Origin of the sequence: Flavobacterium sp. (assembly GCF_043780635.1) — a bacterium.
In the GTDB taxonomy this organism is placed as follows: Bacteria; Bacteroidota; Bacteroidia; order Flavobacteriales; family Flavobacteriaceae; genus Flavobacterium.
In genome coordinates, this window is record NZ_JAYWCK010000183.1 from 1 (window position 1) to 26,747 (window position 26,747).

The following is a 26,747-nucleotide window of genomic DNA, read 5'->3' on the forward strand; positions in this document are numbered from 1 at the left end:
ATGATTTTATCAATATCGCCTCTATATAATTTTATCAAGGCATATCCAAAATTACCGTCTTGTAAATCGGAAATTAAAGCATTAGCTTGATTTTCTGCATCTTCCATTGAATCAGAAGCTACTTCAAACATCATAATTGCTTTGGGATTTCCTTCGATAAAAAGTCTGTTCTTAGATTGTTCCCGATTGTTTTTGGTACAGTCCAAAATGGTATCATCCATCATTTCGCAAGTATACAAATGATGTTTCATCGCCACGACAACGGCTTCTAGACTTTCCTGAATGGTATGAAAATGTCCCACAACCATAATATTATTAGACGGAGGCAAATCATCGACTTTTAAGGTAATTTCGGTAGTAAAAGCTAGTGTTCCTTCGCTTCCACACAGTAATTTTCCCAGATTTATTGTTGGCTCCAAACCCGAAAACAAATCAGATTTCAATAATAAATCGACTGCATATCCTGTATTTCTTCTGTGAATTTCTGGTTTTGGAAATTCCTTAACAATTTCTTTTTGATTTTCTACATTCGAAAGTTCGTCAAAAATAGTCTTATAGATTTTGCTTTCGAGCGAATTGCCTTTTGTCCTTTCAATAAAATTAGCTGAAGAAAGTTCGTTGAAAACTGTCATTGAACCATCACTTAAAATGGCTTTGATCTCGACTATTTTATCCCGTGTCACTCCATATCGAATGGAAGTAGTTCCCGAGGAATTGTTTCCTACCATTCCTCCCATCATACATCGATTTGAGGTGGACGTATTGGGTCCAAAAAATAATCCGTACGGTTTTAAATAGATATTCAGTTCATCCCGAATGATTCCAGGTTGAACCGTTATCGTTTTATTTTTTGCATCGAAAGAAATAATTTTAGTAAAATGCTTCGAAACATCCACGATAATTCCATTTCCAACGGTTTGTCCTGCTAATGAGGTTCCGGCGGTCCTTGGCGTAAGCGAGATTTTATTTTGGGTTGCGAAGTGCATTAACTTCACAATATCCTCGTTGGTTTTTGGATAAGCTACGGCAATAGGCCTAATCTTATAAGTTGAAGCGTCAGTAGAATAGATCGTTTTATGAAGGTCATCGAAAAGAAGTTTTCCTTCTAACGATTCGGATAATTGCTGTAATAGAAATTGGCTTGGCATAATGCAAATAATATATTGGACAAATATAAAAATATAGCACTTCTAAATTTCATAAATCAAACAAGAAAAATGGAAATGTTTAGAAAATACAGGACTTCAATTCAAAAAATATTCTTAAAATATTTTGGCAAAGAAATTGCTACTTTAAAAAAAGTTGATTTTTATGAATAATTTATAGGATACATTTCACCAAAAAAACTACTTTTGACTTTTACATAATTAGATTGAAAATGAATACATACAAGTCTTTTTTGTTCCTGATTTCCCTTTTTATAATTTCCTTTTCGAATGGAAATGCACAGGAAATAGCGACAAACCCCAAAAACGAATTCAGGGCAGTTTGGATAGCCACGGTAGCTAATATAGACTGGCCAAAAAGCAATGTTGATGCTGTCGAAAAAGAAAAAGCTGATTTTATTGAAATTCTAGATACTTATAAAAAACTAAATTACAATGCCGTAATCGTTCAAATCAGAAGTTGTGGTGATGCTTTTTATCCAACGCAATTGGCTCCCTGGTCTCGTTATTTGACCGGAAAAGAAGGTCAAGCACCAAGTCCTTATTTCGACCCGCTGGAATGGATGATTACCGAAGCTCACGCAAGAGGTTTCGAATTTCACGCTTGGCTCAATCCCTATCGAGCTACAATGGATTTGAGAACCGATATTTTAAGTTCCACTCACGATTTCTACACGCATCCCGATTGGATGATTAAATATGGTGGTAAATATTATTACAATCCTGCTTTACCTGAAGTTCAAAATCATTTAATTGCCGTTGTGAGCGAAGTGGTGCGGAATTATGATATTGATGCCATTCACTTTGACGATTATTTTTATCCTTATAAAGTACCGGGTGAAGTATTTAACGACAGAGCTTCCTATGTGAAATATGGTTCAGGACTTAGCCTGGAAGACTGGAGACGAAACAATGTCAATAATCTGGTGAGAAATATTTCCCTTTCCATAAAAGGCATCAAACCATGGGTACAATTTGGAATCAGTCCGTTTGGAGTCTGGCGCAATAAATCAGTCGATCCAAAAGGTTCTGACACTGAATCCGGGCAAACTAATTATGACGATTTATATGCAGATCCATTGGCTTGGATGGAAAATTGTTGGATTGATTATCTGGTTCCGCAACTTTATTGGAGTTTGGATCATCCCAAAGCTTCATATTCAAAATTGCTGAAATGGTGGTCTGAGAATTCGAAAAACACCGCTATTTACATTGGAAACGGAATCTATAAAATCAACAGTGATTCCGATAAAAAATGGAATAATCCAAATGAAATTCCAAATCAGATTGATGTTACCCGAACCTATAAAAACATTCAGGGAAATGCCTTTTTTAGCGCCAAATCGTTTGTGAATAAAAATCAGGTTGTTGCACAATTATTATTAAAAAATCAATACAAATATCCTGCGCTTCCTTATGCCGTGCCTAATTCAAAAAAGATGCTGATTGACTGTCCAACAGTAAATAAAACTTCAAAAGATACCATTAATTCAAGTTGCACAATCAAATATCCAGCGGATTGTAAAGTGCGTTATATTATGGTTTATCGTGCCAAAAAGACATTTAATATTGATATTAATAATCCGAGTCAAATCATTGAAAAGATAACTTTGGCAGCAAAAAGCGATTCTATTATGGTCAATATTCCAATGAAAAAACCTGATGAAAGCAACACTTGCGCCATCACCTTCATCGATTATTTTGGCAATGAAAGTGCCGCAACCATAATAAATTAATTCCATTCAAAATAAATGAAAATTGACTCTAAACCCTGGTTTTGGATACCTGTATTAAACTTTGCTTCCGGCTTACCCTATGCTATTATCATTTCAGTTTCGGTGATTATGTACAAAAACCTGGGGATCAGCAATGAAGACATAGGAATTTATACCAGTTTATTGTATTTACCTTGGGTAATCAAACCCTTATGGAGTCCTTTTATTGACTTATATTCCACTAAAAGAAAATGGTTTTTGGCTATGCAATTGTTGATTTCGATTGCATTTCTGATTGTTGGATTAACGATTCCAATGAGCAATTTTTTCGTGTTGAGTCTGGCTGTTTTTTGGGTTGCTGCTTTTGCTTCTGCTTCGAATGATGTGGCAAGTGACGGCTTTTATATGTTGGCTTTAGCCAAAGAACAACAATCTTTTTTCTTGGGAATCAGAAGCACTTTTTACCGTCTTTCTTTGTTAACCGGAAACGGATTAATCGTGATTATTGCTGGTTTTCTTGAAGAAAAATATGGTGACAAAACCAAAGCCTGGTCTTATACGATGGTAATCGTTGCTTTCATTATGGCTGTAATAACGATATACAATTATTTCTCGACTCCCAGAATCGAAACAAAAGCACTTGAAGATGAATCAGAACCAAAACCAAAAATTAGTTTTGGAGAAGTTTTTGCTTCTTTCTTCCAAAAGAAACAAATTGGATTAGTTTTATCTTTCATCTTATTATTTAGACTAGGAGAATCTCAATTATTAAAAATGCTGACTCCTTTTCTTCTTGATGAAAAATCATTGGGCGGAATGGGATTGACTACTGAAGATATTGGACTTATATATGGAACTTTTGGCGTTAGTGCCCTTGTTATTGGTGGGATATTAGGAGGAATTGCCATCTCTAAAGATGGTCTTGGCAAGTGGATGCTGCCTATGATTCTGACGATGCATTTGCCTATAATTGGGTTTATATTGCTGTCGCATTTTCATCCAACTTCTATTTTCTATGTTTATGCCACGGTAATTTGCGAACAATTTGGTTATGGATTTGGCTTTGCCGCCTTCATGATGTTTCTGATTTACGTTGCCGATGGCGAATCGAAAACCTCCCACTACTCCATCGCAACGGGATTTATGGCTTTGGGAATGATGCTTCCAGGAATGTTGAGTGGTTATATTCAGGAATATTTGGGTTATGCCAGTTTCTTCATTTGGGTGCTTTGCACTACTATTCCGGGGTTAATTCTGTCTCGTTTTTTAATTTTTCCAAAGGATTTTGGGAAGAAATCAGAAGTATAAAATAGCACACAGATGACGCGGATTTACTAAGTAAAGACACGGATAAAAACAGATTCTGAAAGATTAAAATTTAAACAATACAAAAGCACTCTGATTACACTGATAAAAACAGTTTTTAAAAATCAGTTTTTATCCGCGTTTTCGCGATAGCGAATCTGTTTTATCAGCGTACCAAAAAGCATAAATTTCTAAAAATGACATTAGAACAAAAAATAGGACAATTCTTTTTTCCTGCCGTTTTCATCAACGACACGGAAGAAAACATTCTGGAAATTGAGCGTTTAATCAAAGAACACAACATTGGAGGACTTACTTTCTTTCACAGTCGGGCGAGTGCTGCAACGAATTATGAAACTAAGAAAAAAGTAGAATTCAACGACAATAGTTTTGAACGTTTAAAGGAACTCGTAGTTCGTTTTCAGAAATGCGCCACTACTCCACTTTTAATGAGTATTGATGCCGAATGGGGATTGGCCATGCGTGTCGAAAAAACACCACAATATCCTTATGCCATCACGCTTGGGGCTTTGCCTGCCCGATACGAATATCTGGCTTATGAAGTAGGAAAACGAACCGGTTTAGACTTGAAATGTGCTGGGATTCATTACAATTTAGCACCATTGGCAGACATCAACAACAATCCTAATAATCCCGTGATTGGCTACCGTTCTTTTGGTCAAAAAAAAGATAAAGTCGCCAATTTAGCTCTGGAATATTTACGAGGCTTGAATGAAGTTGGCGTTTTAGGTTGCTTGAAACATTTTCCAGGTCACGGAAACACCAGTGTAGATTCGCATTTGGGTTTGCCCATTTTAGAGGAAACTCTGGAAGAATTAATGGAAAACGAATTGGTTCCTTTCCTCAAAGGAATCGAGAACAATGTCGATTCGATTATGATTGGACATCTGGCCGTTCCGGCTTTGAATGAAGGAAAAAACACCTCGGCAACCTTATCGAAACCCATTATTGAAGGACTTTTGAGAAAACAATTGGGGTATGATGGTCTGGTGATTTCGGATGCTTTGAATATGCACAGCGTTTCGAAATTGTATGACAAAAAAGGGCAACTCGAATGGGAAGCTTTTAATGCCGGAAATGATGTGTTGTGTTTTGCCGAAAACGTAGCCGAAGGCATTCAGGAAATCCTCAAAAAAGCCACACCAGAACGCATTGAAGCCAGTTTCAATCGTTTGTGGAAATGCAAACAAAAAGCAGGAATTACAAATGGAAATACTGATCCTCAAGGCCAATTTGACTTTGAAACTACTTCTATTTTAAATCGGCTCATTGCTGATAAAAGCACCACTAAAATCAAAGACCACAATAATAGTTTACACTTATTTGAAGCTAAAAACAATGAAAAACTAGCCAAATTAAGTCTTTATAAAAACACTGACAACCTCTTTTTTAAATCATTATCTATAGTTCTGCCTTCTCCAACATTTGCTCTTGAAACCGGAGATACAGCTGCGATTCAAAAACTGACAGACGAACTTAAAGAGTATGACTCAATATTAATCTCGCTTTTTGTGCCCAAAGCAAAACCTTTACATAATTTTGAAATTGAAGATTCTGTCTTGGCCTTTTTAGGAGATTTATTTTCCAAGAAGAAATGCATTTTGTACCTTTTTGGAAATCCTTATGCTCTGAAGGTTATTCCAAATTTAAAATCAAGCTTAGGCATTATCCAAGTGTATCAGGATTTTAAGGAATTCCAAGCAAGTGCAGCTCGCCAATTACTTAGAAACTCGAAATGCAGAGGAACTCTACCTGTAAAGGTAAAAGGATAAAACACTACAAAAGGTGGTTTGTTGCCAAACCACCTTTTAGAATTCAATTATAAAGGTGCTATAATTAACCCAGGTCAAAACGATCCGCATTCATCACTTTAGTCCAAGCTTTTACAAAGTCGTTTATAAATTTTTCTTTGTTGTCGTCTTGTGCGTAAACTTCGGAGTAAGAACGTAAAATAGAATTAGAACCAAATACTAAATCCATGCGAGTAGCAGTCCATTTTACAACTCCAGTTCTACGGTCGCAAATGTCGTAAATTCCTTTTTCTGTTGGTTTCCAACTATTTCCCATATCGGTTAGGTTGATAAAGAAATCGTTAGTCAAAGCCCCTATTGTATTAGTGAAAACACCATGTTTTGTATTGCCATAATTTGTACCCAACATTCTCATTCCACCAACAAGTACCGTCATTTCTGGAGCCGTTAATCCCATTAATTGTGTGCGGTCAAGCATTAATTCTTCTGAACTTACAATGTATTCTTTTTTACTATAGTTACGGTAGCCATCTGCTAAAGGTTCTAATGAGGCAAAAGACTCGGCATCTGTCATTTCATCAGTTGCATCTCCACGACCTGCTAAAAATGGAACAGTAACGGCAAATCCTGCAGCTTTAGCAGCTTGTTCAATCCCTAGATTACCTGCTATAACAATGGTATCAGCGATACTAATACCAAACTCAGCAGCTATAGGTTCAAGAATAGATAAAACATGTGCCAATCGTTGTGGTTCATTTCCTTCCCAATCTTTTTGAGGAGCTAAACGAATACGAGCACCATTGGCTCCACCACGCATATCAGATCCACGAAAAGTACGTGCGCTATCCCAAGCGGTATTTACCATTTCAGGAATAGATAATCCTGCTGCAGCAATTTTGGTTTTTACTGCGGCAACGTCATACTCTTTATTCCCAGCTGGAATAGGGTCTTGCCAAATTAAGTCTTCTTGAGGAACATCTGGACCAAAGTAATTTGCTTTTGGTCCCATATCTCTATGTGTTAGCTTGAACCAAGCACGAGCAAAAGTTTCTGAGAAATATGTTTGATCGTTCATGAATTTCAATGAAATCTCTTTATAAATAGGGTCTACTTTCATTGCCATATCAGCATCAGTCATCATTGGGTTTTGGCGAATAGTTGGATCCTCAACATCTACCGGCCTGTCTTCTTCTTTGATGCTTACGGGTTCCCACTGCCATGCACCTGCGGGACTTTTAACAGAGTGCCATTCATGATTAAATAACATCTTAAAATAACCATTATCCCATTTAGTAGGGTTTGTAGTCCATGCTCCTTCTATTCCACTTGTTACTGTATAACGTCCTTTACCTGATTTATTAGGGTTGTGCCATCCAAATCCTTGTTCTTCTACGTCAGCAGATTCAGGATCTGGTCCTAAAAGACTAGCATCACCATTACCATGAGCTTTCCCTACTGTATGTCCACCTGCAGTTAAAGCTACTGTTTCTTCATCATTCATTGCCATACGTTTAAACGTTTCACGTACTTGAGCAGCTGTTTTCAAAGGGTCTGGTTTTCCGTTGACTCCTTCTGGATTTACATAAATTAGCCCCATTTGTACAGCAGCTAAAGGGTTTTCCATAGTTTTAGGATCTTCTACATTAACATAACGTTCGTCACTAGGTGCTAACCATTCTTTTTCAGCTCCCCAATACGTATCTATTTCTGGGTGCCAAATATCTTCGCGTCCAAAACCAAATCCAAAGGTTGTTAATCCCATATCGGCATAAGCAATTGTTCCTGCTAGTACAATTAAATCGGCCCAACTCACTTTATTACCGTATTTTTTCTTGATAGGCCATAGCAATCTTCTTGCTTTATCTAGACTAACATTGTCTGGCCAAGAATTTAAAGGTGCAAAACGTTGATTTCCTGAACCACCACCACCACGACCATCAGAAAGACGGTATGAACCAGTAGAGTGCCAAGATAATCGTATCATTAATCCTCCGTAGTGACCCCAATCTGCAGGCCACCAATCTTGGCTGTCCGTCATTAAAGCGTGCATGTCTTTTTTTAGTGCTTCAATGTCTAATTTTTTAAGTTCTTCGTGATAATTATATTCTTGCCCTAAAGGATTTGTTTTAGTGTCGTGTTGACTCAATATGTCCAGATTAAGTGCATTAGGCCACCACTCCATAAAATTTGCTTTGGCTGATGTATTTCCGCCATGCATCACTGGACATTTCCCTGCTGCTGCATCATGATTTGCTTCAACAATAGTAGCACCTTCATTTAATGGAAGCTGTTCATGATTTACTGGGCATTTACCTTGACCGTTTGACGGATCCGCATTGCTGTTATTTTCCATATTTTAAAATTTTATAGATTACTGATTTTTTCTATTGTAAATTTAGTTAAATTCTTTTTTTAAAAATCATAATCATCAATCTTTATGGTTTATTTTGTCATAATTAAAATCTATACAAAATGGCATTCCTATATAATTAACACTATAATTAAAATAAAAAATTAATAGATTACTACTACTAAATTGAAAAATAAGCATATTTAGTTTTATGAATTTCATTTTTTTTAATCGTTAAAATTTACAATACCTTAACTAATTATAAAGCTCAGGTATAGTATCAATTTACTCTATAGCTTAATAAAAAAATATATGCTATACCTATTGGAAATTTATGGATCTTAAGACTACTTTTGCAGAAAATTTAAAACAAAACAATTATGTCATTAGTAGGAAAAAAATTCCCAAGTATTGAAGTAGACGCCATCTCTGAAATGGGCGATAATTTGAAAATCAACATTTTAGAAGAAGCTACAAAAAACAACAAAAAAGTACTTTTGTTTTGGTATCCAAAAGATTTTACATTCGTTTGTCCAACTGAATTGCATGCTTTTCAAGCAGCTTTGCCAGAATTCGAAAAAAGAAATACCATTGTTATTGGTGCTTCTTGTGATACAAATGAAGTGCATTTTGCTTGGTTAAACACTCCAAAAGATAACGGAGGAATTGAAGGAGTGACTTATCCTATACTTGCCGACACCAACCGTAACTTGTCAAACATTCTTGGAATCCTTGATATTGAGTCAACTAGTTATAGCGACGAAACAGATTCAATTATTGTTGAAGGTTCAAATGTAACCTACAGAGCCACCTACCTAATTGACGAAACCGGAAAAATTTTCCACGAAAGTGTAAATGACATGCCATTGGGTAGAAACGTAAAAGAATTTTTGCGTTTAGTAGATGCTTACACACACGTTCAGGAAAAAGGAGAAGTTTGTCCTGCCAACTGGGAAGATGGAAAAGAGGCGATGACTGCTGACAGAATCAGTACTGCTGAATACTTAAGCGCAAACTAACATTCAATCACAATAATAATGGCAATTTTCACTATTGATTTTGTCATTGATTATTGCAATTGATATAAAATCAAAAACTATGTTAATCGAATTAAACGAAGATACCTTACAAGATTTAGTTTCCAAAAACGAAAAAGTAGTCGTTCAATTTTCGGCCTCTTGGTGCGGAAATTGTAGAATTATGAAACCAAAATTCAAGAAAATGGCTTCAGAAAATGAGAATATGACTTTTGTTTTAGTAGATGCCGAGAATTCACCGGAATCCAGAAAACTGGCTAACGTGAGCAACTTGCCGACTTTCGCTACTTTTGTAAATGGTAAATTGGTAAACGAAACCCAAACTAATAAAGCCGAAGTATTGGCAGAGTTGGTTAACGAAATCAACGCCTAATGAAACTACCTATAATCAAACATTTATCGCAATTCATTGAAGAAAATGACCAAGATTACCTTGTGGAAACTATTGAAGTTCTGGAAGCGCTGACTGAAGTTTCTTCCTTGAAAGATGAAGAATTGGACGTCATTGGTGAATTAATTTCCAATATGTACGGCGCGCTTGAGGTTCACAAAATGATTAAGGGCGGAATGGATAAAAAAGAGGCTTTGAATACTTTTATGAAAAGAGTTCTGGGATCTATCGATAAATAGATTCGCATTTTTAAGTCAATAAACTGAAAACGTCCCGATAATCGGGACGTTTTTTATATCCATTTAATCGTAGCGGAATATAAACAAGTGTCAGATTCAGTGATTTTTATTATTGATGGGAATCTTAACTGTTTTATGAAAATTATAGTTGTCAATGCATTAGAAGATTCTAATTGCTATCTTTTCTTTTTTTCTTGATAAAAAAAGAAACAAAAAAATCAAGTCTTGGAATTTTCAGCGGTCAATTTCAATTTCAAATCCTAAAAGAAATAAACTCGGCTTGTAGCCTCAAACAGAATTTCTTTTTACGGATTTTTCAATTGATTGACACTCGCTTCCAAATCCCTAGGACAAAAAGTGAGAACGAAATCTTCGGGTAGGCAGAATACCTAGAAATCCTAGTTTAACAACAAGAAGTTCCGGGAGAACAACATTCTTCCCCTTTTTCTGCATACACTGTGATGCTGTATATAATATTTGGACTTGAAGTGTATAGATTAATTTCCTCTTCATTCAAATAGTTTACAAGAATATCTTTGGGAACAATAATTGGTTTTTCTTTCTGCAATACAATATTTTTGAATCCAAGTTCTTTAATATAACCCAAATATTCGTCCTTTTTGATGGCACTGGCGACACAACCGGCATACATTTCGGCAGCGTTTTTAATCTTTTCCGGTAAATTACCTGTTACGACAATATCAGAAATACTGAAGTGTCCTCCGTTTTTAAGAATTCGGTGTATTTCGCTAAACGCTTTTTGTTTGTTTGGAACTAGGTTTAACACGCAATTGCTAATTACGACATCGGCAGAATTCCCGCCAACTGGCAAGTTTTCAATATCACCCAATCGAAATTCTACGTTGTTGAAACCTAGTTTATCGGCATTCAAGCGTGCTTTTGCAATCATAGCTTCGGTAAAATCGACTCCTATTATCTTTCCGCTTTCTCCGGCTTCGGCACGAGCGACAAAACAATCGTTTCCTGCTCCGCTTCCTAAATCCACTACCACGTCGCCTTTGCTTATCTTGGCAAATTGAGTGGGTAAACCGCAACCCAAACCCAAATCGGCATCAGCTTCATATCCTTTTAATTCGTTATAATCTTCTGACATAATATTGTATACTTCGGTGCTGCAACCCCCTGATCCACAACAGGAGGATTCGTTTGATTCTTTGTCTTGTAAAGCAATTTCACTGTATTTTTGCTTTACCATTTCTTTAATTTCTTCTGAATTTTTCATTTTTTAAAGTGTAAAATTTAACAACATTTTCCTTTTAATTTCTTTGTAATCGCGAAAAAATAGCCTTCTATTTTTTGCAGTGTTTCCATATTCAGACAATAGCAAATGGCTGTGCCTTCAATATTTCCTTTGATAATTCCTGCATTTTTTAGTGCCGATAAATGCTGGGAAACTGTGGGTTGTGCCAATGGCAATTCATTAACAATATCACCACAAATACACGTATCAACATCCAACAAATACTCAATTATAGCGATTCTTGCCGGATGAGACATTGCCTTAAACAATGTTGCCAATTGATTGTGTTCTTCCGAAAAACTTTCTGATTTTGATGCTCCCATAAAAGTAATTGATTTATATATTGCAATAATACGATAATACAATTGAACAAAAAAGTGTTTTAGAAAAAATTAACTAAATAAATTTTCATACTTTTGAGCACATTAAAAATTTAAAATAAATTATGGCTTCAATAACATTAGGTGGAAATCTAATACACACCTCTGGTGAATTGCCAAAAGTGGGCACAAAATTATCCGATTTTAAATTAGTTAAAAGTGATCTTTCGGAAACTTCTTTAAATGATTTTGCAGGAACCAAATTAGTACTGAATATTTTTCCAAGTATTGATACCGGAACATGCGCCACATCGGTTCGCAAATTCAATGAAAGTGCCAGCAAATTAGTCAACACCAAAGTATTGTGTATCTCCAGAGATTTACCTTTTGCTCAAAAACGTTTTTGTGGAGCTGAAGGAATTGAAAATGTGGTTAATTTATCTGATTTCAGAGACGGAAGTTTTGGTAAAACCAATGGTTTAGAAATTATTGAAGGCAAATTCACTGGCTTACATTCAAGAGCAATCATTGTTGTTGACGAAAATGGAAGCATTGTTTATACGGAACAAGTTCCGGAAATTGCGAACGAACCTAATTATGAAGCCGCGTTGGCAGTATTTTTAAATTAAGGAATGGAATTTCAGAAAGATAACACCCTCTTTACCGGAAGATTAAAAAGCGTTTCCTTTGCCATGAAAGGTGCTATTAAATTGATTACTACCGAAGACAGTATCAAAGTCCAATTTTCGATTGCGATTTTGATGACCATTGCTGGTTTTTACTTTGCTATTTCGGCAATTGAATGGCTTTTTCAAATCTTGTCCATTGGTTTAGTTATGAGTATTGAAGGATTGAACACAGCTATTGAAAAAATTGCTGATTTTATTCATCCAGAATATCATGAAAGAATTGGATTCATCAAAGACATTTCCGCTGGAGCTGTATTTTTTGCTGCTATCACGGCCATTGTCATAGGATTAATTATATATGTACCAAAAATTTTCTAGTAAATAGTTCAATCAAGAATGGCAAAAACAATAAAAACAGCAACTTCGGACAAGAAAACTGAACCTAAATCTGAGACAAAAAAGTCTTGGACATTTACAAAACAGCATAAAATTGTTTTGGGTTCACTCTTGGTATTATTTTCCATTGCTTTGTTGCTTGCCTTCATTTCCTTTTATATCTATGGGCAAGCCGACCAAAGCGCTGTAAATCAATTGGCAGACCGAAACGAAACCGTTCAGAATTGGCTCGGAAAATTTGGTGCTTTCCTTGCCGATTTAATTGTATACCAGGGTTTTGGACTTGCTTCTTTTCTATTCGTGAAATTATTCTTCCTGACAGGGATGTTTTTAATATTGGACATTCCCCTTAAAAAACTGAAGAATATTTGGTTTTGGGATTTGTTTGTTGTGATTATCCTTTCGGTAACGTTTGGTTTTTTTGCCACTTCCCTACCCGAGTTGGGCGGAACCATTGGTTATGAACTGAATTTATTCGCTCAGGATTACATTGGCAAAACCGGAACCTTACTTGTTTTAGCTTTTGGACTTATCCTTTATCTGATCTTTAAAATCAAAGTGTCTCCCGAGAAGATAAAATCCTTCTTCGAAAGCACCAAAAAAGAAATCAAAACCGATTTAGCTACAAATGCTTCGACTATTGATTCCAGTGCCTATAATCTGGAAGAATATGCCGTTGAAGATGCAGAAGATGTTAGCGAGGATATCCATTTGAAATCTGCCGGTTCTCAATTTGAGCTCAACAAAGAAGCATTAAAGCCTACCATCAGTAATCCTTCGGAGATTAGTTTGAAAACTGTTCCTTTGGAAGTGACTCCACCTCCTTTTCATTTACCTGAAATCATTCATACCAATGATGATCATTTTGTGATTGAAAAAGCTCCAGAAGAAGACATTATCGAAGAGAATTTAGCTTCGAAACTGGTGGCTGATTTTGGATTATTTGACCCTACTTTGGATTTATCCAATTACAAATACCCAACGATTGATTTATTAAAAGAATACTCCACTGGCGGTATTACCATCAATCAGGAGGAATTAGAAGAAAATAAAAACCGAATTGTAGAAACACTTCGTAATTATAAAATTGAAATCGCGCAGATTAAAGCGACGGTTGGTCCATCGGTGACGCTTTATGAGATTGTGCCAGAAGCAGGAATCCGTATTTCGAAAATCAAGAGTTTAGAAGATGATATTGCTTTATCACTTTCGGCATTGGGGATTCGTATCATTGCTCCTATTCCCGGAAAAGGAACCATTGGGATTGAGGTTCCCAACAAGAATCCAACAATGGTTTCGATGAAAAGTGTTATTGGCTCAGCCAAATTTCAGGAAGCTGAAATGGAATTACCCATTGCTTTAGGTAAAACCATTTCGAATGAAACTTTTGTGGTCGATTTAGCCAAGATGCCTCACTTATTAATGGCTGGTGCCACGGGACAAGGAAAATCTGTTGGTTTGAATGCCGTTATCACTTCATTATTATACAAAAAACATCCAGCCGAAATCAAGTTTGTTTTGGTCGATCCGAAAAAAGTGGAGCTGACGCTTTTTAATAAAATTGAAAGACACTATTTGGCTAAACTTCCCGATACCGAAGACGCAATTATTACGGATAATGCCAAAGTTATCAATACCCTGAATTCGCTTTGTGTGGAAATGGACAATCGCTATTCTTTATTGAAAGACGCCATGGTTCGTAACATAAAGGAATACAATGATAAATTTAAATCCAGAAAGCTGAACCCTGAAAACGGACACCGCTTTTTACCTTATATTGTGTTGATTGTCGATGAGTTTGCCGATTTGATTATGACCGCAGGTAAGGAAGTGGAAGTTCCCATTGCACGATTGGCTCAATTAGCACGTGCCATTGGTATCCATTTGATTATTGCCACACAAAGACCTTCGGTGAATGTGATTACCGGATTAATCAAAGCCAATTTCCCTGCCCGAATCGCATTTAGAGTAACTTCTAAAATAGATTCCAGAACAATTTTAGACACTCAAGGTGCAGATCAATTAATAGGTCGAGGCGATATGCTTTATCACAATGGAAATGATGTGGTGCGTGTGCAATGTGCTTTTATTGACACTCCTGAAGTGGAAAAAATAACTGAATTTATTGGTTCCCAAAAAGCTTATGCTACCGCTTATTTACTTCCAGAGTTTGTTGGAGAAGAAAGTGGCATTAATCTTGATATGGATATTTCCGAAAGAGATACTTTATTCCGTGAAGCGGCCGAGATTATTGTTATGGCGCAACAAGGTTCCGCTTCGCTTTTGCAGAGAAAACTAAAATTGGGTTACAACCGTGCTGGAAGACTGATTGATCAATTGGAGGCAGCCGGAATTGTTGGCCCTTTTGAAGGTAGCAAAGCCCGAAGCGTCAACATTCTAGACATGAGTTCTCTTGATCAGTTTTTCAAAAATGAACAAAATAATTAATACAATGACTAAGACTTTACAGATTACATTTCTATTCCTTATCAGCCTTTTTGCAAACGCACAAGATAAAGAGGCCAAGGACCTTCTTAATCAAGTCACCGCAAAAATAAAGAGCTACGACAATATTGTCATTGATTTTAAATACACCCTGAATAACGCCAAAGAAAACATCAATCAGGACAGCAAGGGGAATGTCACTATGAAAGGCAATCAATATATATTGAATTTTATGGGCGTGACCAAGATATTTGACGGAAAGAAAACCTACACCATTGTTCCTGAAGACGAAGAAGTTACCGTTTCTACCGTTAATGAAAAAGACGACAATGCTATCACTCCATCGAAAATGCTTACTTTTTTTAATAGCGGCTACAAATGCAGTATGGACGATTTGCAAGACATCAAAGGCCGCAAAATTCAATACATCAAATTAGTTCCTATGAATGCCAAAGACCAAAGAAAAGAGATCTTACTAGGCATCGATGTTCAGACCAAACACATCTACAATTTGATTGAAACAGGCAAAAAAGGAACTAAAACAACCCTCACCGTTAATTCTTTTAAAACCAACCAACCTTTGTCAAAAAATCAATTTATCTTTGTGGCTAGTAAATATCCAAACTACTACATCAATAAATTAGATTAATTCTAGGTGAAAATTCTCGACAAATACTTACTAAAGACTTTTCTGAGTACCTTTTTCATGGTATTTATAATCCTGTTTTTTATATTCATCCTGCAATCGGTGTGGTTGTTTATCGCAGAATTAGCGGGTAAGGATTTGGATTTATTGATGGTTCTCAAGTTTTTAATGTTTGCGATGCCACGTATTGTTCCCTTGGTATTGCCTTTATCGGTTTTACTGGCTTCAATTATGACCTTTGGTAATCTGGCCGAAAACTATGAGTTTGCCGCAATGAAATCGGCTGGAATTTCGCTACAGCGCGCGATGAAAAGCCTGATTATCTTCATCTCTATATTGAGTGTCGTTGCTTTTTCTTTTGCCAATAATGTGATTCCTTATGCGGAATATAAGTTTATCAATTTCAGGAGAAACATTGCCCAATTAAAACCTGCTATGGCTATTGCCGAAGGGCAGTTTAGTAACGTGGGGCTTTATTCTATCAAGGTCAATAAAAAATCAGGTCCCAACGGCAACTCGCTGACGGGGATCACCATCCACAAAAAATCGGCAATGGGTGACGGTAATAAAACCGTTATCAAGGCCAAAAACGGAGAACTAATCAGCAGTGAGCAATCCAACACGCTGAAAATGGTGCTGAATAATGGCTATTATTATGAAGACATCACGCCTAAAAAATATGAAGACCGTGGCAAAGTCCCTTTTGCAAAAAGCACTTTCAAACGATATATTATTAATATAGATTTGTCTAAACTGAATAAGGTAGATGTAGATGATGCCAGTATTTCTAACACCAATACCATGCTGAATATTAGTGAACTGAACTATACTTTGGATTCTTTACACAAGAATATGAATACTGAAATTTTGTCATTTTCGGAAAACATCAATCAACGCATCGGGATTCAACGGACATCTAAAGTGTTTGCTCCTATCAAAAAACATAAGGCCCCTCCCAACGATTTATTGTCATTGTATCCCAATGATAAAAAACTAGCTGTATTAAATTTTGCCGGCAGTACCGTTGAAAACACACTGTTTTCGATTAACGGAACTAATACTGAATTATTAAGCAAACAAAAGAATATTAACGGTCACATTCTGGCTTTTTATGACAAGTTTGTCATTGCCTTTGCCTGTTTCCTCATGTTTTTTATAGGGGCTCCGCTGGGTGCCATCATTCGAAAAGGAGGACTTGGACTACCCATAGTTTTCGCCGTATTAATATTCATAACCTTTCACTTCATCAATACTTTTGGCAAACGAATTTCACAAGAAAATGGACTGACTCCTTTTTTAGGAGCCTGGATGTCGTCATTTATCTTGTCGCCATTGGCCATTTTACTAACCTACAGAGCCACTAATGATATTGGGTTAATCAATATGGATGTCTTTTTGGCACCCTTTCAAAAAATATTTCAAAAAGTATTTCCACCACCAAAATAACTAGAATATGAGTACAAGCATCATACAACTCAACACTATAGAAGAAGCTATAGAAGACATTCGCCAAGGCAAAATAATCATTGTTGTTGATGATGAAGGTCGGGAAAACGAAGGTGATTTTCTGGCTGCTGCCGAAAAGGTAACACCAGAGATGATCAATTTTATGGCTACCCATGGTCGTGGACTGATCTGTGCTCCACTGACCGAAAATCGTTGTAAGGATTTAGGACTGACTGCGATGGTTCATAATAACACAGACCCTATGGAAACCGCTTTCACCGTTTCGGTGGATTTAAGAGGGAACGGAGTTACTACCGGTATTTCAGCGGCGGATCGGGCGCGTACCATTTTAGCCTTGGTTGACCCCAACACTAAACCCCATGATCTTGCCAGGCCCGGACATATCTTCCCTTTGATAGCCAAGCAGGGAGGTGTTTTAAGACGTACCGGACATACAGAAGCTGCGATAGATTTTGCCCGATTGGCAGGCTTTAAATCAGCCGGGGTAATTGTCGAAATTATGAATGAGGACGGCACCATGGCGCGGTTACCACAATTGGTTAAAGTTGCTAAGAAGTTTAATTTGAAACTAGTTTCCATCGAAGATCTAGTTGCTTACCGTATGCAGCACGACAGTCTGATTGTCAAGAAAGAAGATTTTGAGATAGAAACCCGTTTTGGCACCTTCCGACTAAGAGCTTACTTGCAAACCACCAATAATCGAGTGCATGTGGCGCTGACAAAAGGAACCTGGAATATAGGTGAACCCGTATTAACTCGTATAAATGCAACCTTAATCAATAATGATATTTTGGGTACGCTGACCAATGATGCCAATAAAAAATTGTGTGACCTTTTCGAACTAATTAATGCAGACGGTAAGGGAGCTGTGTTGTTTATCAACCAGGAATCACAGTCGGGGGATTTACTAAACCGAATTGTTGAATTGAAATCCCTGCAGACCAAAGGTATTTTTAAAGCCCCACAGATTAAAATGGACAATCGTGATTTTGGTATTGGCGCCCAGATTTTGCACGATCTGGACATCTCGAAGATCCGTTTGCTCTCGAATACGGAGCAGACCAAGCGTGTGGGAATGATAGGATATGGTCTTGAAATCAAAGAATATGTAATGTATTAGCACTGAATATTGCTTTTATACCGGGCTTTTTTTGGATTAAGGTCCAAGAAATGAAACGATTAAAAAGCAGGGGTTAAAAAGGATTCTTTTTTTATAAAAATAGTTTTTGTAAAACAAAAAAAGGTTCTTATATTTGCAACCGCATTGAGAAATCGAATGCGCTTTATTGGAGAAATGGCAGAGCGGTCGAATGCGGCAGTCTTGAAAACTGTTGACTGTAACAGGTCCGGGGGTTCGAATCCCTCTTTCTCCGCCAGTAGAAATACAAATTGAATTAAAACCCTTTGAATCGTATGATTTAAAGGGTTTTTTCTTTTCCCACACAATCAAATTATTCATTAATGCGTGAACTGAAAGGGATAAAATCGGTTACCCTAAACTATCCGAAATTAGGGTAACCGATTTTTATCTCAACCTAGCATTCACAAGGCATTACAACCAGTTCAACGACCAGTTTAAAAATTGTACATCTTGTGTGTTAGTCTTATTAGAATTAAATTTAATAACAACTAAAAGGTTACCACGATGAAAACAAAAGTATCTATTCTCTTTTACGCAAAGAGAGCAAAAGCAAGTGTAAACGGTTTAGTACCTATATACACACGTATCACAATCAATGGAAAAAGAATTGAATTAAGTTCCAACAGATTTGTAGAAATATCCAAATGGTCGACAGAAGCAGCCAAAATGAAAGGCAATTCAGAAGAAGCTCGTTCAATAAATAGCCATCTGGATATGTTGAGAATTCAAATTATAGATCTGCAAATGGAATTAGTACACAAAAAAATTCCAGTAACAGCCGAAACACTTAAAAGCAAAATACTAGGAGTTGATGAAAGAGCAAGAATGCTTATCCCCATTTTCCAAGATCACAACAATAAAATCAAAGAATTGATTGGAAAAGAATATGCACCAGGAACATTAGAACGTTATAAAACTTCGCTAAGCCATACAATTGAATTTATGCAATGGAAATATAATATCTCTGATATTGAAATAACAAAGATAGATCACGCATTTATTACAGATTATGAGTTTTGGTTAAGAAGCGTGCGGAACTGTGCCAATAACACAGCTGTCAAATACATCAAAAACTTCAATAAAATAATCAAACTTTGTCTGTCCAATGATTGGTTAGACAAAAATCCATTTGCTAACTACAAATCAAAAGTAAAAGAAGTAGAAAGGGTTTATTTATCCGAAGTAGAAATTCAAAACATAATCAACAAAGATTTAAAAAACGATAGATTATCGCTTGTACGCGATATATTCCTTTTCAGCTGCTTTACTGGCTTGGCATACATTGATGTCAAAAACTTAACTAAGTCGCATATAAGCATCGGTATTGATGGCGAGAAATGGATATTTACACACAGACAAAAAACAGAGAGCGCATCTAAAATTCCAATCCTTCCGGTTACACAAAATATTATTGATAAATATGAGGATCATCCACAAAGCAATAACCAAGACAAGCTTTTACCAATATTATCAAACCAAAAAATGAATGCCTATTTAAAAGAAATAGCTGCTATTTGCAAGATTGAAAAAGAATTAACCTTCCATATTGCCCGACATACATTTGCAACGACTATAACGCTTACAAATGGGGTTCCAATAGAGAGCGTAAGTAAAATGCTTGGTCATAAAAATTTAAGAACAACCCAACATTATGCAAAAGTATTGGATAGAAAAGTGAGTGATGATATGATGATTTTAAAAGAAAAATTCAAAATGGAAATACCAGTCAAGAAAATAAACTAACACAAAATAACAATTGTAATACTCAATATAAATTCACTAAACTACAAAACACATACTAAAAAATGCTGTTTATAGTAAAAGAACCCTCAGGTGGGGTTCTTTTTTTGCTTTCAAAATGATGATAATTTAAGATGAAAATATCTTTTAATTTCTAAATATGACATTTGTCATATTCTTTTTTGAGATTTATTATTTATTTTGAGATATAAAATATTTAACACTATAAATAGTACTAAAAATTATTAGTTTTGACGTACTTGTAACCAAAACATTCTACCAATTTAAAGAATAATAACTTGGACTCTTACATAAAAATCTTTTTTTTATTCAGTTTTATCAAAACACACCTAATAAGTAGTGTGAAAAATGTCTTTTTTAAACGACATAGAATGGCTTTCGAAGGCCTCCTTTTATTTTCAATATTGGATGCCAAAATAGTAAGCTGCTAAACGAGTATGAAAGCAAAATACATACTAGAAAACTATGATAGGATAGTAAAAGAAATAAAAAATCCAAAGATTATTTTTAGTAACGATCTAGCTCCATTTCTCGAAAAATCTGCTTCAAAGAGCTATCTTATTCATCAAGTAAACTTCAGCTTCATAAACAACGAAATTAAATACACTGCAAAAAAACCGATTCACAGCTTACATCCAAGAGTTAGTAAGCTCAAATTTAAAGAAACCGGAGCAATTTCAGAAATGGAACAATATATTCCAACTATAGTAAATGAGTTAAACATTTCCAGCAATCAATCCAGTTGGAGTTGGTGTGCAAAAAAAGAAAATACCGTATACCTATTCCAGGATTGTGAGATTGAAGATTTAACACAAGAACAACGTTTCTTTTTATATTGTTATCACACACTCAAAAAGGAAAACTATAAAATCAAAATAATAGATAAAGAGCGCATTTTTAAATTAAATTCAAAAATCAAAAGTGAAGAGTACATCCATCAAAAACAATATGCATTAGAAAATCTTGCCCAACGTTTAATAAAGGAAATAAACCCAGAAAACGATTCACACCTCTACCAATTTTCAAATGATTATAATAAAATAGACTGTTTAAAAATCACCTACATCTATATTCAAAAATTGCAACGTTTTATAGAAAAAGAATACAAGAATTACCTCAATGAAAATGGTCATATCCCCTATCGTTCTACATTTGTAAAGGAATTTAAAATTTCTAAAAAACTCAATGAAGTCAAGTCAATTTTGTTGAAAAGCAATATTAATGATCAAATATTGAAATTAGTATATGAACCTTTACTCAAAATCGAAACTTTAAATTTTCAAGGAAAATTAACCTACTATGAATTTAATTACTGCACAAAAATCATCAAAGAATTACACAAACAAATTGAATTTGAAAAATTAACTGAAGAAGCTATTCTGGATTGCCTTTTCGTTCTAAATTTTAATTCATTACAATTATTCAAATACCTGACTAATACTTTTTTACAAGAATTAGAACCATTAGAAAATGATACTCAAAAAATTTACAGTTTATTCCGAATACTTAAAATCTACAATCAAAAACAAATTGGAAATGCAATAAAATACAAAACAAACTTGCCTCCTATTAAAAAACAAATTGTAGGTTGGATTGAAGAAGAAATTGAGTATTTGAATAGAATAGTGGAACAAGAAACGAATCAATTACTGGTGTCTCCTCACAAAAAAGATGAATTTAAATTTCTAACAAATTTTTCAGTTGCTCAGTTAAGTTTCTTTACTAAAATTTTGGTAGAAACCAATATTATAAACCATAAAATCCAAGCGGATGTGATTAGATTTATTGCAAGAAATTTCAAAACTATAAAAACCGAAAATATAGCAATTGAAAGTCTAAGAACAAAATTTCATAATGTGGAAAGCTCCACAAAAGAAGTAGTTAATGATAAATTAATGGAAATGTTAAAATTCACGAAGGACTAGAACTTCTCGCATTAATCTCCATCCAAATAAATCCATTTCAAGTAATTTCTCATCGTCAATTTTCAGTAATTCGGAGAGATTGGGAATTGAATGGTAATCCATAAATCGTTGGAGTTCGAGGCTTAATTTAATATCGTCTTTCATAATTAATCGAGTTATGAATTACTAATAAACCATTTTGGTATTGGTACATACAAACAGCGTGGGTCATCGATCACCAGCATCAGAGGTACGACCAAGCACCTACAGCCACGATAAACCGAGCCCACGCATAGCGAAGGCGAACAGTTTATTCGTAGGCTGACTATAAGAAGTTTGGTCGTTTTCTGATGCCCTAAATAACTTTCGCAATATATTTTTAGAAGTTTACCTCCTATTTGATATTCATTGTGCAAATTTAGTCATAATTGTATTAAAATAGCTGACTAAAACAAATAAATAAAAAACTTATCCACTCCGATTAGCTGATTTTGTTGGGGGTACATTAGGGGTCATATGACCCCTGTGACTGTTTTGGTATTACTTTATTATTTCTCTTTGTCCCAAACATTTAAAACCACAACATTATGGCAATCGAAGTAATCACTCGCGAGGATTTAAACGAATTTCGAACCCTCTTGCTTTCTGATTTAAACACACTATTTAATTCCAAACCGCAACAGCAAAAACAATGGCTTAAATCCAATGAAGTCAGAAAGTTATTAAACATTTCTCCTGGTACTTTGCAAAACCTGCGAATCAATGGAACGATATCTTACACTAAAATTGGCGGAATACTTTACTATGCCAATAGCGATCTAGAAAAAGTTTTGCAGACAAACAAAGTGGAAGCAACACCTAATTTATTCAATCCTAAATAACTCAAAGATGAATTACATAAAACATCTAACAGGATTCTTCGAAAAAGTTGCCATCGATAAAACACTCAATCCAACACACGTAAGTTTGTATATGTCGTTGTTTCAATTTTGGAATTGCAATCGGTTCAAAAACCCAATCAGTATATCTCGTGATGAGGTAATGAGAATAAGCAAAATCAGTTCCAAAGCTACCTATCATAAGTGTTTGAAAAACTTACATTCTCTAGGCTATATCAACTATGAACCCTCTTACAATCCATTCAAAGGAAGCCACGTTTATTTATTCAATTTTTCAGATGATTTAAAACCAATTCCCAAAAACGAAAGGACAACAATGCCAAAAAATGAACCTGTTTTTGAACTAGTTAATGAACAAGTAGTGAACAAGTCTTGTACTAGTAGTGGTACAAGTGAACAGACAAGTACTGAACAAGCTCTGGTATCTTATATAAACAATACAAACATTACAAACAATCAAAACATTTCAAAGATTGTAAACTTGGACGAGCAAGCAAAAAAAAATGAAAATGATGATGATTTTTTAAAAAGCGAAGCTGCTAAAGAAAAAGAAAAAAGTTCCGCCAAAAAAGAAAAAGAGTTTCTTGTCACTTCGAGCGCAGTTGAGAAGCCAACAATCGAAAATGTCAAATCCTATTTCCTCGAACAAAACTTTCCCGAACTCGAAGCTAATAAATTTTTCAATTACTTCTCCAGTGTCGGTTGGCTAGTCGGTGGCAAAACCCCAATGATCAATTGGCAAGCCGCAGCTCAAAACTGGATGCTCAACGCCAACAAATTCACAACTTACGAAAAACCACCCGACCGAGCGAAGCACCTCAACATTGGTAACGACAAAGACTATTCAGAACCTCTTTAAGCCCAACTGTCATTGCGAGGAACGAAGCACCCGAGCGAAGCGAACAGAGCGTAAGCTAATCTCAATTTGCGCACTTGGCTGTTAAATTTTAAATTTTATGGAAACAGAAATAAAAACCCACTACAATTACCAAGAAATAATCCTTTGGCTCGAAAAAAGAGGCATAGAATTATACGGAAATCATTTCAAAATCCTTGAAAGCGATTACCCAATAATTTACAAACTCATTGCCTATTTCCTTAAAGACGAACCAAGCTGTTATCAATACAACATAGATCTCAACAAAGGAATATTGCTTTCTGGACCAGTTGGCAGCGGAAAAACCACCCTAATGAATCTTATGAAAACCCTAACCTCAACCGAATATAAATTTTATATAAAACCCTGCCGGGACATTAGTTTCGAATTTATCCAGGACGGTTACGAAATAATCCAAAAATACAGCAAAGGAAAACTCTATCCCGACCCCAAAACCATTTGTTTCGATGATTTAGGCACTGAAAAGAACCTCGTATACTACGGCAACGAGTGTAATGTAATGGCAGAAATAATACTCTCCAGATACGACATATTCATCTCCAAAAAAATATACACCCACATCACCACTAACCTCTCTGCCTCCGAAATAGAAACCGCCTACGGCAACAGAGTCCGCTCCCGCCTCCGCAATATGCTCAACCTCATCGCCTTCGACAAAACCACCAAAGACAAACGATAATCTCTTATTTTGTCATCCTGAGCTTGTCGAAGGACCTCAACCCAAAACCCAGTACCCAACACCCGATACCCATAAAGTATAGCTCATAACTCACAACTCACTATTCACTTCTCACAACTCACTCTTTAGCAATGAAAAAAATCACCACCTTCTGGAACTACTTCCAAAAAAACGAACAAGAAATCACAAACGCCATCCTACTCTGGATCAATACCGAAGAAGTTCTCTCCCAAATAACAAAAAAACTAGACTATGTTTCTAGAAGAATTGGTTATGTAATAAAATCTCCTAAAACAATCAATGACAAATTCATCATCATTTTCACCGGCAACGGATACCGAAAACTATTCGCAAAAATCATTGCATTAGAAAACCAGGTGCCTGCGCTGGTAAACTTCAACGCCCAGGCATTCATAAAACCACTGGAGGATACCTCAGAATATAAAAACGGTACCAACGAACCCTGTAATTGTGGCAACTACGAAATCAAAATCAGCGAATTACAAATGGCACTATTGGATTACAACATCGCGACCAAGCAAATAAAAATCAATCTGTACCTCCCCCACTACAACGAACTCAAACATTTCGAAAATCTGGAAGCAAATATCGATTGGATTGTAATGCAAGTTATTGGCGAAATAGCCTTTCGCAAACACATCCGAGAAATCATTTTGCACCAAATGGCATTGGAACCTATTGGCCTGTTAAGTCTTTTCGAACTTCCGGATTTTATTGATTATTTGTATAAGATTAACTCTAGAAAGAAAACCAGATTAATATAGTATATCCAAGTAAATAAAGACTTAAAAGCCTAATATATATTATCAATAATCTATAAAAGTTTAATTATTATTTCCACAATGTGGAAAACTGTAAAACCGAATGAGTTTAATTCTATAAATTTGAAATATTTAAGCAAAACACTGTAAATCAAACACAAGGGTTTACTTACAGTAATAATAACCAGTTCAAAATTTGAATAGGTTTATTTGTTTAAAATTTATAGATTTACAAGGTGATTGATTTCAACACTTAGTTGTAAATCAACCTATTTAGACTCATAAAAATGTTTACAACAAAACACCAATTAGTCCGGTACAACAAGCTAGACAAATGCTTTCAAAACTTTGGTAAAGAATATAGCATCGAAGATCTTCTCGATTCGGTAAATGATGCTATAATAGAATTTGATCAAAATAGCTCTGGTGTTGAAATCAGAACCTTACGTAAAGATATTAGTTTTATGAGGAGTACATCGGGATATGATGCACCTATTGAAACCATTAAAGGTGCTACTGGTTTCTATTATCGCTATTCTGATAAAAACTTCTCCATAAATAAAAGTCCACTCAATAATAATGAAGCAGAACTATTAAAAAATGCAATATCAATTTTGCAAAGATTTGAAGGCAGCCCAGAATTCGAATGGGTGAATGAAATAGCACCATTATTAAATGATAAATTTGGGTTGAAAAATAATGAAAACAAGGTGATGTCATTAGAATCTAATATCGATTATAAAGGATATAATCTCATAACACCAATTTTCAATGCAATAATCAATAAAACAGTTATCAAAATAAAATATGAACCATTCAACACTCCTGAATATGAAATTATCTTCCATCCTTATTTTTTAAAACAGTACAATAGCAGATGGTTTGTTTTCGGATATAATGAATACAATGATAATTCACAATGGAATTTGGCATTAGATAGAATAAACGGCAATATAGAAAAAACAAATAATAAATACAAAGAAGACACTACTAACTGGAATGATTTTTTTGAAGATATGATTGGTGTTTCAAAAGACCAAAATAAACAAGTCGAGGAGGTGAAATTAGTTTTCAGCAAAGAGCAAGCACCATACATCAGTACAAAACCCCTTCACTGGTCTCAAAAATCAAAACTATTGGAAGATGGCTCATTAGAAATAAGAATAAAAGTTATGCTGAATTACGAACTTGAAATGAGGATTCTTTCCTTTGGTGAAAAAGTAAAAGTAATAGCACCCGAATCATTAGTAACTTCGATTGCTAAAAGAATAAAAATACTAAATGCAAACTATTAACTTACTGTGTACACATAATGCACACACCCTCTCTAAATTTGCTGAGTAAACCAATAAAACGTAAATCTTATGTCTGATCAAACTTCCATTAAATGTCCAAAATGTGGCACTTCTATTGATGTAAATGAAATTCTAAAACACCAATTAGAAGATAGTATTCGTTTAGAATACCAAGCTACTGCTAACGCACAAGCAACAGAATTAGCGACAAAAAACGAAGAGTTTGAAAAAGCGAAAGCCGAATTTGAA

General features: G+C 35.3%; 24 protein-coding genes, 1 tRNA gene and 1 pseudogene. 21 read left to right on the forward strand and 5 right to left on the reverse strand.

Annotated elements, in window-relative coordinates; all coding sequences use genetic code 11:
• Positions 1-1,148 (reverse strand): FAD-binding oxidoreductase (locus ACH2BV_RS15995; protein WP_395051778.1); only part of this gene is annotated, 1,148 nt, incomplete at its 3' end.
• 230 nt (positions 1,149-1,378) lie between these two features.
• On the opposite strand from ACH2BV_RS15995, the gene ACH2BV_RS16000 reads away from it, so the two are divergent.
• The 3 genes from ACH2BV_RS16000 to ACH2BV_RS16010 all read left to right on the forward strand — a co-directional run bounded on the left by ACH2BV_RS16000 (position 1,379) and on the right by ACH2BV_RS16010 (position 5,979).
• Complete coding sequence (locus tag ACH2BV_RS16000; protein ID WP_395051779.1) at positions 1,379-2,902, forward strand: glycoside hydrolase family 10 protein; 1,524 nt, start codon at positions 1,379-1,381, stop codon at positions 2,900-2,902.
• Positions 2,903-2,917: 15 nt separating this feature from the next.
• Complete coding sequence (locus ACH2BV_RS16005) at positions 2,918-4,189, forward strand: MFS transporter (protein ID WP_395051780.1); 1,272 nt, start codon at positions 2,918-2,920, stop codon at positions 4,187-4,189.
• Between the two features lie 194 nt (positions 4,190-4,383).
• Entirely contained in the window at positions 4,384-5,979 is a 1,596-nt protein-coding gene (locus tag ACH2BV_RS16010; protein WP_395051781.1) for a glycoside hydrolase family 3 protein, read from the forward strand.
• Positions 5,980-6,043: 64 nt separating this feature from the next.
• Here ACH2BV_RS16010 and katG read toward each other — a convergent pair whose 3' ends face one another.
• Positions 6,044-8,311 (reverse strand): catalase/peroxidase HPI, encoded by a 2,268-nt coding sequence (gene katG, locus ACH2BV_RS16015; RefSeq protein ID WP_395051782.1) that lies wholly within the window; start codon positions 8,309-8,311, stop codon positions 6,044-6,046.
• Positions 8,312-8,688: 377 nt separating this feature from the next.
• On the opposite strand from katG, the gene ACH2BV_RS16020 reads away from it, so the two are divergent.
• The 3 genes from ACH2BV_RS16020 to ACH2BV_RS16030 all read left to right on the forward strand — a co-directional run bounded on the left by ACH2BV_RS16020 (position 8,689) and on the right by ACH2BV_RS16030 (position 9,975).
• A complete protein-coding gene (locus ACH2BV_RS16020) occupies positions 8,689-9,327 on the forward strand; it encodes a peroxiredoxin (protein WP_395051783.1) in 639 nt (212 codons plus the stop codon).
• A gap of 79 nt (positions 9,328-9,406) precedes the next feature.
• Positions 9,407-9,718: a thioredoxin family protein gene (locus ACH2BV_RS16025; protein WP_395051784.1), complete on the forward strand. Its 312-nt coding sequence runs from the start codon at positions 9,407-9,409 to the stop codon at positions 9,716-9,718.
• On the forward strand, positions 9,718-9,975 hold the full coding sequence (locus ACH2BV_RS16030) for a DUF6952 family protein (RefSeq protein ID WP_395051785.1): 258 nt from the start codon (positions 9,718-9,720) through the stop codon (positions 9,973-9,975). Before ACH2BV_RS16025 ends, ACH2BV_RS16030 begins: the two co-directional genes overlap by 1 nt.
• A gap of 403 nt (positions 9,976-10,378) precedes the next feature.
• Here the strand turns inward: ACH2BV_RS16030 and ACH2BV_RS16035 are convergent, their stop codons facing one another.
• Together ACH2BV_RS16035 and ACH2BV_RS16040 are read right to left on the reverse strand one after the other, a co-directional pair.
• Positions 10,379-11,218, reverse strand: coding sequence for an arsenite methyltransferase (locus ACH2BV_RS16035; protein ID WP_395051786.1), 840 nt, complete (start codon positions 11,216-11,218; stop codon positions 10,379-10,381).
• Between the two features lie 17 nt (positions 11,219-11,235).
• On the reverse strand, positions 11,236-11,559 hold the full coding sequence (locus ACH2BV_RS16040) for an ArsR/SmtB family transcription factor (protein WP_395051787.1): 324 nt from the start codon (positions 11,557-11,559) through the stop codon (positions 11,236-11,238).
• 122 nt (positions 11,560-11,681) lie between these two features.
• Here ACH2BV_RS16040 and tpx point away from each other — a divergent pair, with 122 nt between their 5' ends.
• The 9 genes from tpx (at position 11,682) to ACH2BV_RS16085 (ending at position 21,966) form a co-directional block, all read left to right on the forward strand.
• Positions 11,682-12,185: a thiol peroxidase gene (gene tpx, locus ACH2BV_RS16045; RefSeq protein WP_395051788.1), complete on the forward strand. Its 504-nt coding sequence runs from the start codon at positions 11,682-11,684 to the stop codon at positions 12,183-12,185.
• 3 nt (positions 12,186-12,188) lie between these two features.
• Positions 12,189-12,563, forward strand: a complete 375-nt coding sequence (locus ACH2BV_RS16050) for a diacylglycerol kinase (protein WP_395051789.1) — start codon at positions 12,189-12,191, stop codon at positions 12,561-12,563.
• An 18-nt stretch (positions 12,564-12,581) separates the two neighbouring features.
• On the forward strand, positions 12,582-15,029 hold the full coding sequence (locus tag ACH2BV_RS16055) for a DNA translocase FtsK (RefSeq protein WP_395051790.1): 2,448 nt from the start codon (positions 12,582-12,584) through the stop codon (positions 15,027-15,029).
• Positions 15,013-15,675, forward strand: a complete 663-nt coding sequence (locus ACH2BV_RS16060; protein ID WP_395051791.1) for an outer membrane lipoprotein carrier protein LolA — start codon at positions 15,013-15,015, stop codon at positions 15,673-15,675. Before ACH2BV_RS16055 ends, ACH2BV_RS16060 begins: the two co-directional genes overlap by 17 nt.
• A gap of 6 nt (positions 15,676-15,681) precedes the next feature.
• Positions 15,682-17,118 carry an LptF/LptG family permease gene (locus ACH2BV_RS16065; RefSeq protein ID WP_395051792.1) on the forward strand — a complete coding sequence of 479 codons (1,437 nt, stop codon included), beginning with the start codon at positions 15,682-15,684 and terminating at the stop codon, positions 17,116-17,118.
• Positions 17,119-17,125: 7 nt separating this feature from the next.
• The gene (gene ribB / locus ACH2BV_RS16070) at positions 17,126-18,259 is read left to right on the forward strand and encodes a 3,4-dihydroxy-2-butanone-4-phosphate synthase (RefSeq protein ID WP_395051793.1); all 1,134 of its coding nucleotides are present in this window, start codon (positions 17,126-17,128) and stop codon (positions 18,257-18,259) included.
• Between the two features lie 168 nt (positions 18,260-18,427).
• Positions 18,428-18,515 (forward strand) — tRNA-Ser (locus ACH2BV_RS16075).
• Positions 18,516-18,784: 269 nt separating this feature from the next.
• Complete coding sequence (locus tag ACH2BV_RS16080; protein ID WP_395051794.1) at positions 18,785-20,023, forward strand: site-specific integrase; 1,239 nt, start codon at positions 18,785-18,787, stop codon at positions 20,021-20,023.
• Positions 20,024-20,478: 455 nt separating this feature from the next.
• The gene (locus ACH2BV_RS16085) at positions 20,479-21,966 is read left to right on the forward strand and encodes a hypothetical protein (protein WP_395051795.1); all 1,488 of its coding nucleotides are present in this window, start codon (positions 20,479-20,481) and stop codon (positions 21,964-21,966) included.
• On the opposite strand, the gene ACH2BV_RS16090 is transcribed toward ACH2BV_RS16085, so the two are convergent.
• Positions 21,946-22,110 (reverse strand): hypothetical protein, encoded by a 165-nt coding sequence (locus tag ACH2BV_RS16090; protein ID WP_395051796.1) that lies wholly within the window; start codon positions 22,108-22,110, stop codon positions 21,946-21,948. The genes ACH2BV_RS16085 and ACH2BV_RS16090 overlap by 21 nt on opposite strands.
• Before the next feature lie 422 nt (positions 22,111-22,532).
• On the opposite strand from ACH2BV_RS16090, the gene ACH2BV_RS16095 reads away from it, so the two are divergent.
• The 6 genes and pseudogenes from ACH2BV_RS16095 to ACH2BV_RS16120 form a co-directional block, all read left to right on the forward strand.
• Positions 22,533-22,826, forward strand: coding sequence for a helix-turn-helix domain-containing protein (locus tag ACH2BV_RS16095; protein ID WP_291100221.1), 294 nt, complete (start codon positions 22,533-22,535; stop codon positions 22,824-22,826).
• A 7-nt stretch (positions 22,827-22,833) separates the two neighbouring features.
• On the forward strand, positions 22,834-23,703 hold the full coding sequence (locus ACH2BV_RS16100; protein ID WP_395051797.1) for a transcriptional regulator: 870 nt from the start codon (positions 22,834-22,836) through the stop codon (positions 23,701-23,703).
• A gap of 97 nt (positions 23,704-23,800) precedes the next feature.
• A complete protein-coding gene (locus ACH2BV_RS16105) occupies positions 23,801-24,421 on the forward strand; it encodes an ATPase (RefSeq protein ID WP_395051798.1) in 621 nt (206 codons plus the stop codon).
• Positions 24,422-24,552: 131 nt separating this feature from the next.
• The gene (locus ACH2BV_RS16110; RefSeq protein ID WP_395051799.1) at positions 24,553-25,206 is read left to right on the forward strand and encodes a hypothetical protein; all 654 of its coding nucleotides are present in this window, start codon (positions 24,553-24,555) and stop codon (positions 25,204-25,206) included.
• A gap of 284 nt (positions 25,207-25,490) precedes the next feature.
• Positions 25,491-26,498: a helix-turn-helix transcriptional regulator gene (locus tag ACH2BV_RS16115; RefSeq protein WP_395051800.1), complete on the forward strand. Its 1,008-nt coding sequence runs from the start codon at positions 25,491-25,493 to the stop codon at positions 26,496-26,498.
• Between the two features lie 69 nt (positions 26,499-26,567).
• A pseudogene (locus ACH2BV_RS16120) lies at positions 26,568-26,747 on the forward strand (DUF2130 domain-containing protein); the annotation flags it as partial.

Bases quoted from the DNA above. Each gene is read 5' to 3' on its own strand.
- ACH2BV_RS16000 (WP_395051779.1), top strand. From the start codon at position 1,379: ATGAATACATACAAGTCTTTTTTGTTCCTGATTTCCCTTTTTATAATT.
- ACH2BV_RS16005 (WP_395051780.1), top strand. From the start codon at position 2,918: ATGAAAATTGACTCTAAACCCTGGTTTTGGATACCTGTATTAAACTTT.
- ACH2BV_RS16010 (WP_395051781.1), top strand. From the start codon at position 4,384: ATGACATTAGAACAAAAAATAGGACAATTCTTTTTTCCTGCCGTTTTC.
- katG (WP_395051782.1), bottom strand. From the start codon at position 8,311: ATGGAAAATAACAGCAATGCGGATCCGTCAAACGGTCAAGGTAAATGC.
- ACH2BV_RS16020 (WP_395051783.1), top strand. From the start codon at position 8,689: ATGTCATTAGTAGGAAAAAAATTCCCAAGTATTGAAGTAGACGCCATC.
- ACH2BV_RS16025 (WP_395051784.1), top strand. From the start codon at position 9,407: ATGTTAATCGAATTAAACGAAGATACCTTACAAGATTTAGTTTCCAAA.
- ACH2BV_RS16030 (WP_395051785.1), top strand. From the start codon at position 9,718: ATGAAACTACCTATAATCAAACATTTATCGCAATTCATTGAAGAAAAT.
- ACH2BV_RS16035 (WP_395051786.1), bottom strand. From the start codon at position 11,218: ATGAAAAATTCAGAAGAAATTAAAGAAATGGTAAAGCAAAAATACAGT.
- ACH2BV_RS16040 (WP_395051787.1), bottom strand. From the start codon at position 11,559: ATGGGAGCATCAAAATCAGAAAGTTTTTCGGAAGAACACAATCAATTG.
- tpx (WP_395051788.1), top strand. From the start codon at position 11,682: ATGGCTTCAATAACATTAGGTGGAAATCTAATACACACCTCTGGTGAA.
- ACH2BV_RS16050 (WP_395051789.1), top strand. From the start codon at position 12,189: ATGGAATTTCAGAAAGATAACACCCTCTTTACCGGAAGATTAAAAAGC.
- ACH2BV_RS16055 (WP_395051790.1), top strand. From the start codon at position 12,582: ATGGCAAAAACAATAAAAACAGCAACTTCGGACAAGAAAACTGAACCT.
- ACH2BV_RS16060 (WP_395051791.1), top strand. From the start codon at position 15,013: ATGAACAAAATAATTAATACAATGACTAAGACTTTACAGATTACATTT.
- ribB (WP_395051793.1), top strand. From the start codon at position 17,126: ATGAGTACAAGCATCATACAACTCAACACTATAGAAGAAGCTATAGAA.
- ACH2BV_RS16080 (WP_395051794.1), top strand. From the start codon at position 18,785: ATGAAAACAAAAGTATCTATTCTCTTTTACGCAAAGAGAGCAAAAGCA.
- ACH2BV_RS16085 (WP_395051795.1), top strand. From the start codon at position 20,479: ATGAAAGCAAAATACATACTAGAAAACTATGATAGGATAGTAAAAGAA.
- ACH2BV_RS16090 (WP_395051796.1), bottom strand. From the start codon at position 22,110: ATGAAAGACGATATTAAATTAAGCCTCGAACTCCAACGATTTATGGAT.
- ACH2BV_RS16095 (WP_291100221.1), top strand. From the start codon at position 22,533: ATGGCAATCGAAGTAATCACTCGCGAGGATTTAAACGAATTTCGAACC.
- ACH2BV_RS16100 (WP_395051797.1), top strand. From the start codon at position 22,834: ATGAATTACATAAAACATCTAACAGGATTCTTCGAAAAAGTTGCCATC.
- ACH2BV_RS16105 (WP_395051798.1), top strand. From the start codon at position 23,801: ATGGAAACAGAAATAAAAACCCACTACAATTACCAAGAAATAATCCTT.
- ACH2BV_RS16110 (WP_395051799.1), top strand. From the start codon at position 24,553: ATGAAAAAAATCACCACCTTCTGGAACTACTTCCAAAAAAACGAACAA.
- ACH2BV_RS16115 (WP_395051800.1), top strand. From the start codon at position 25,491: ATGTTTACAACAAAACACCAATTAGTCCGGTACAACAAGCTAGACAAA.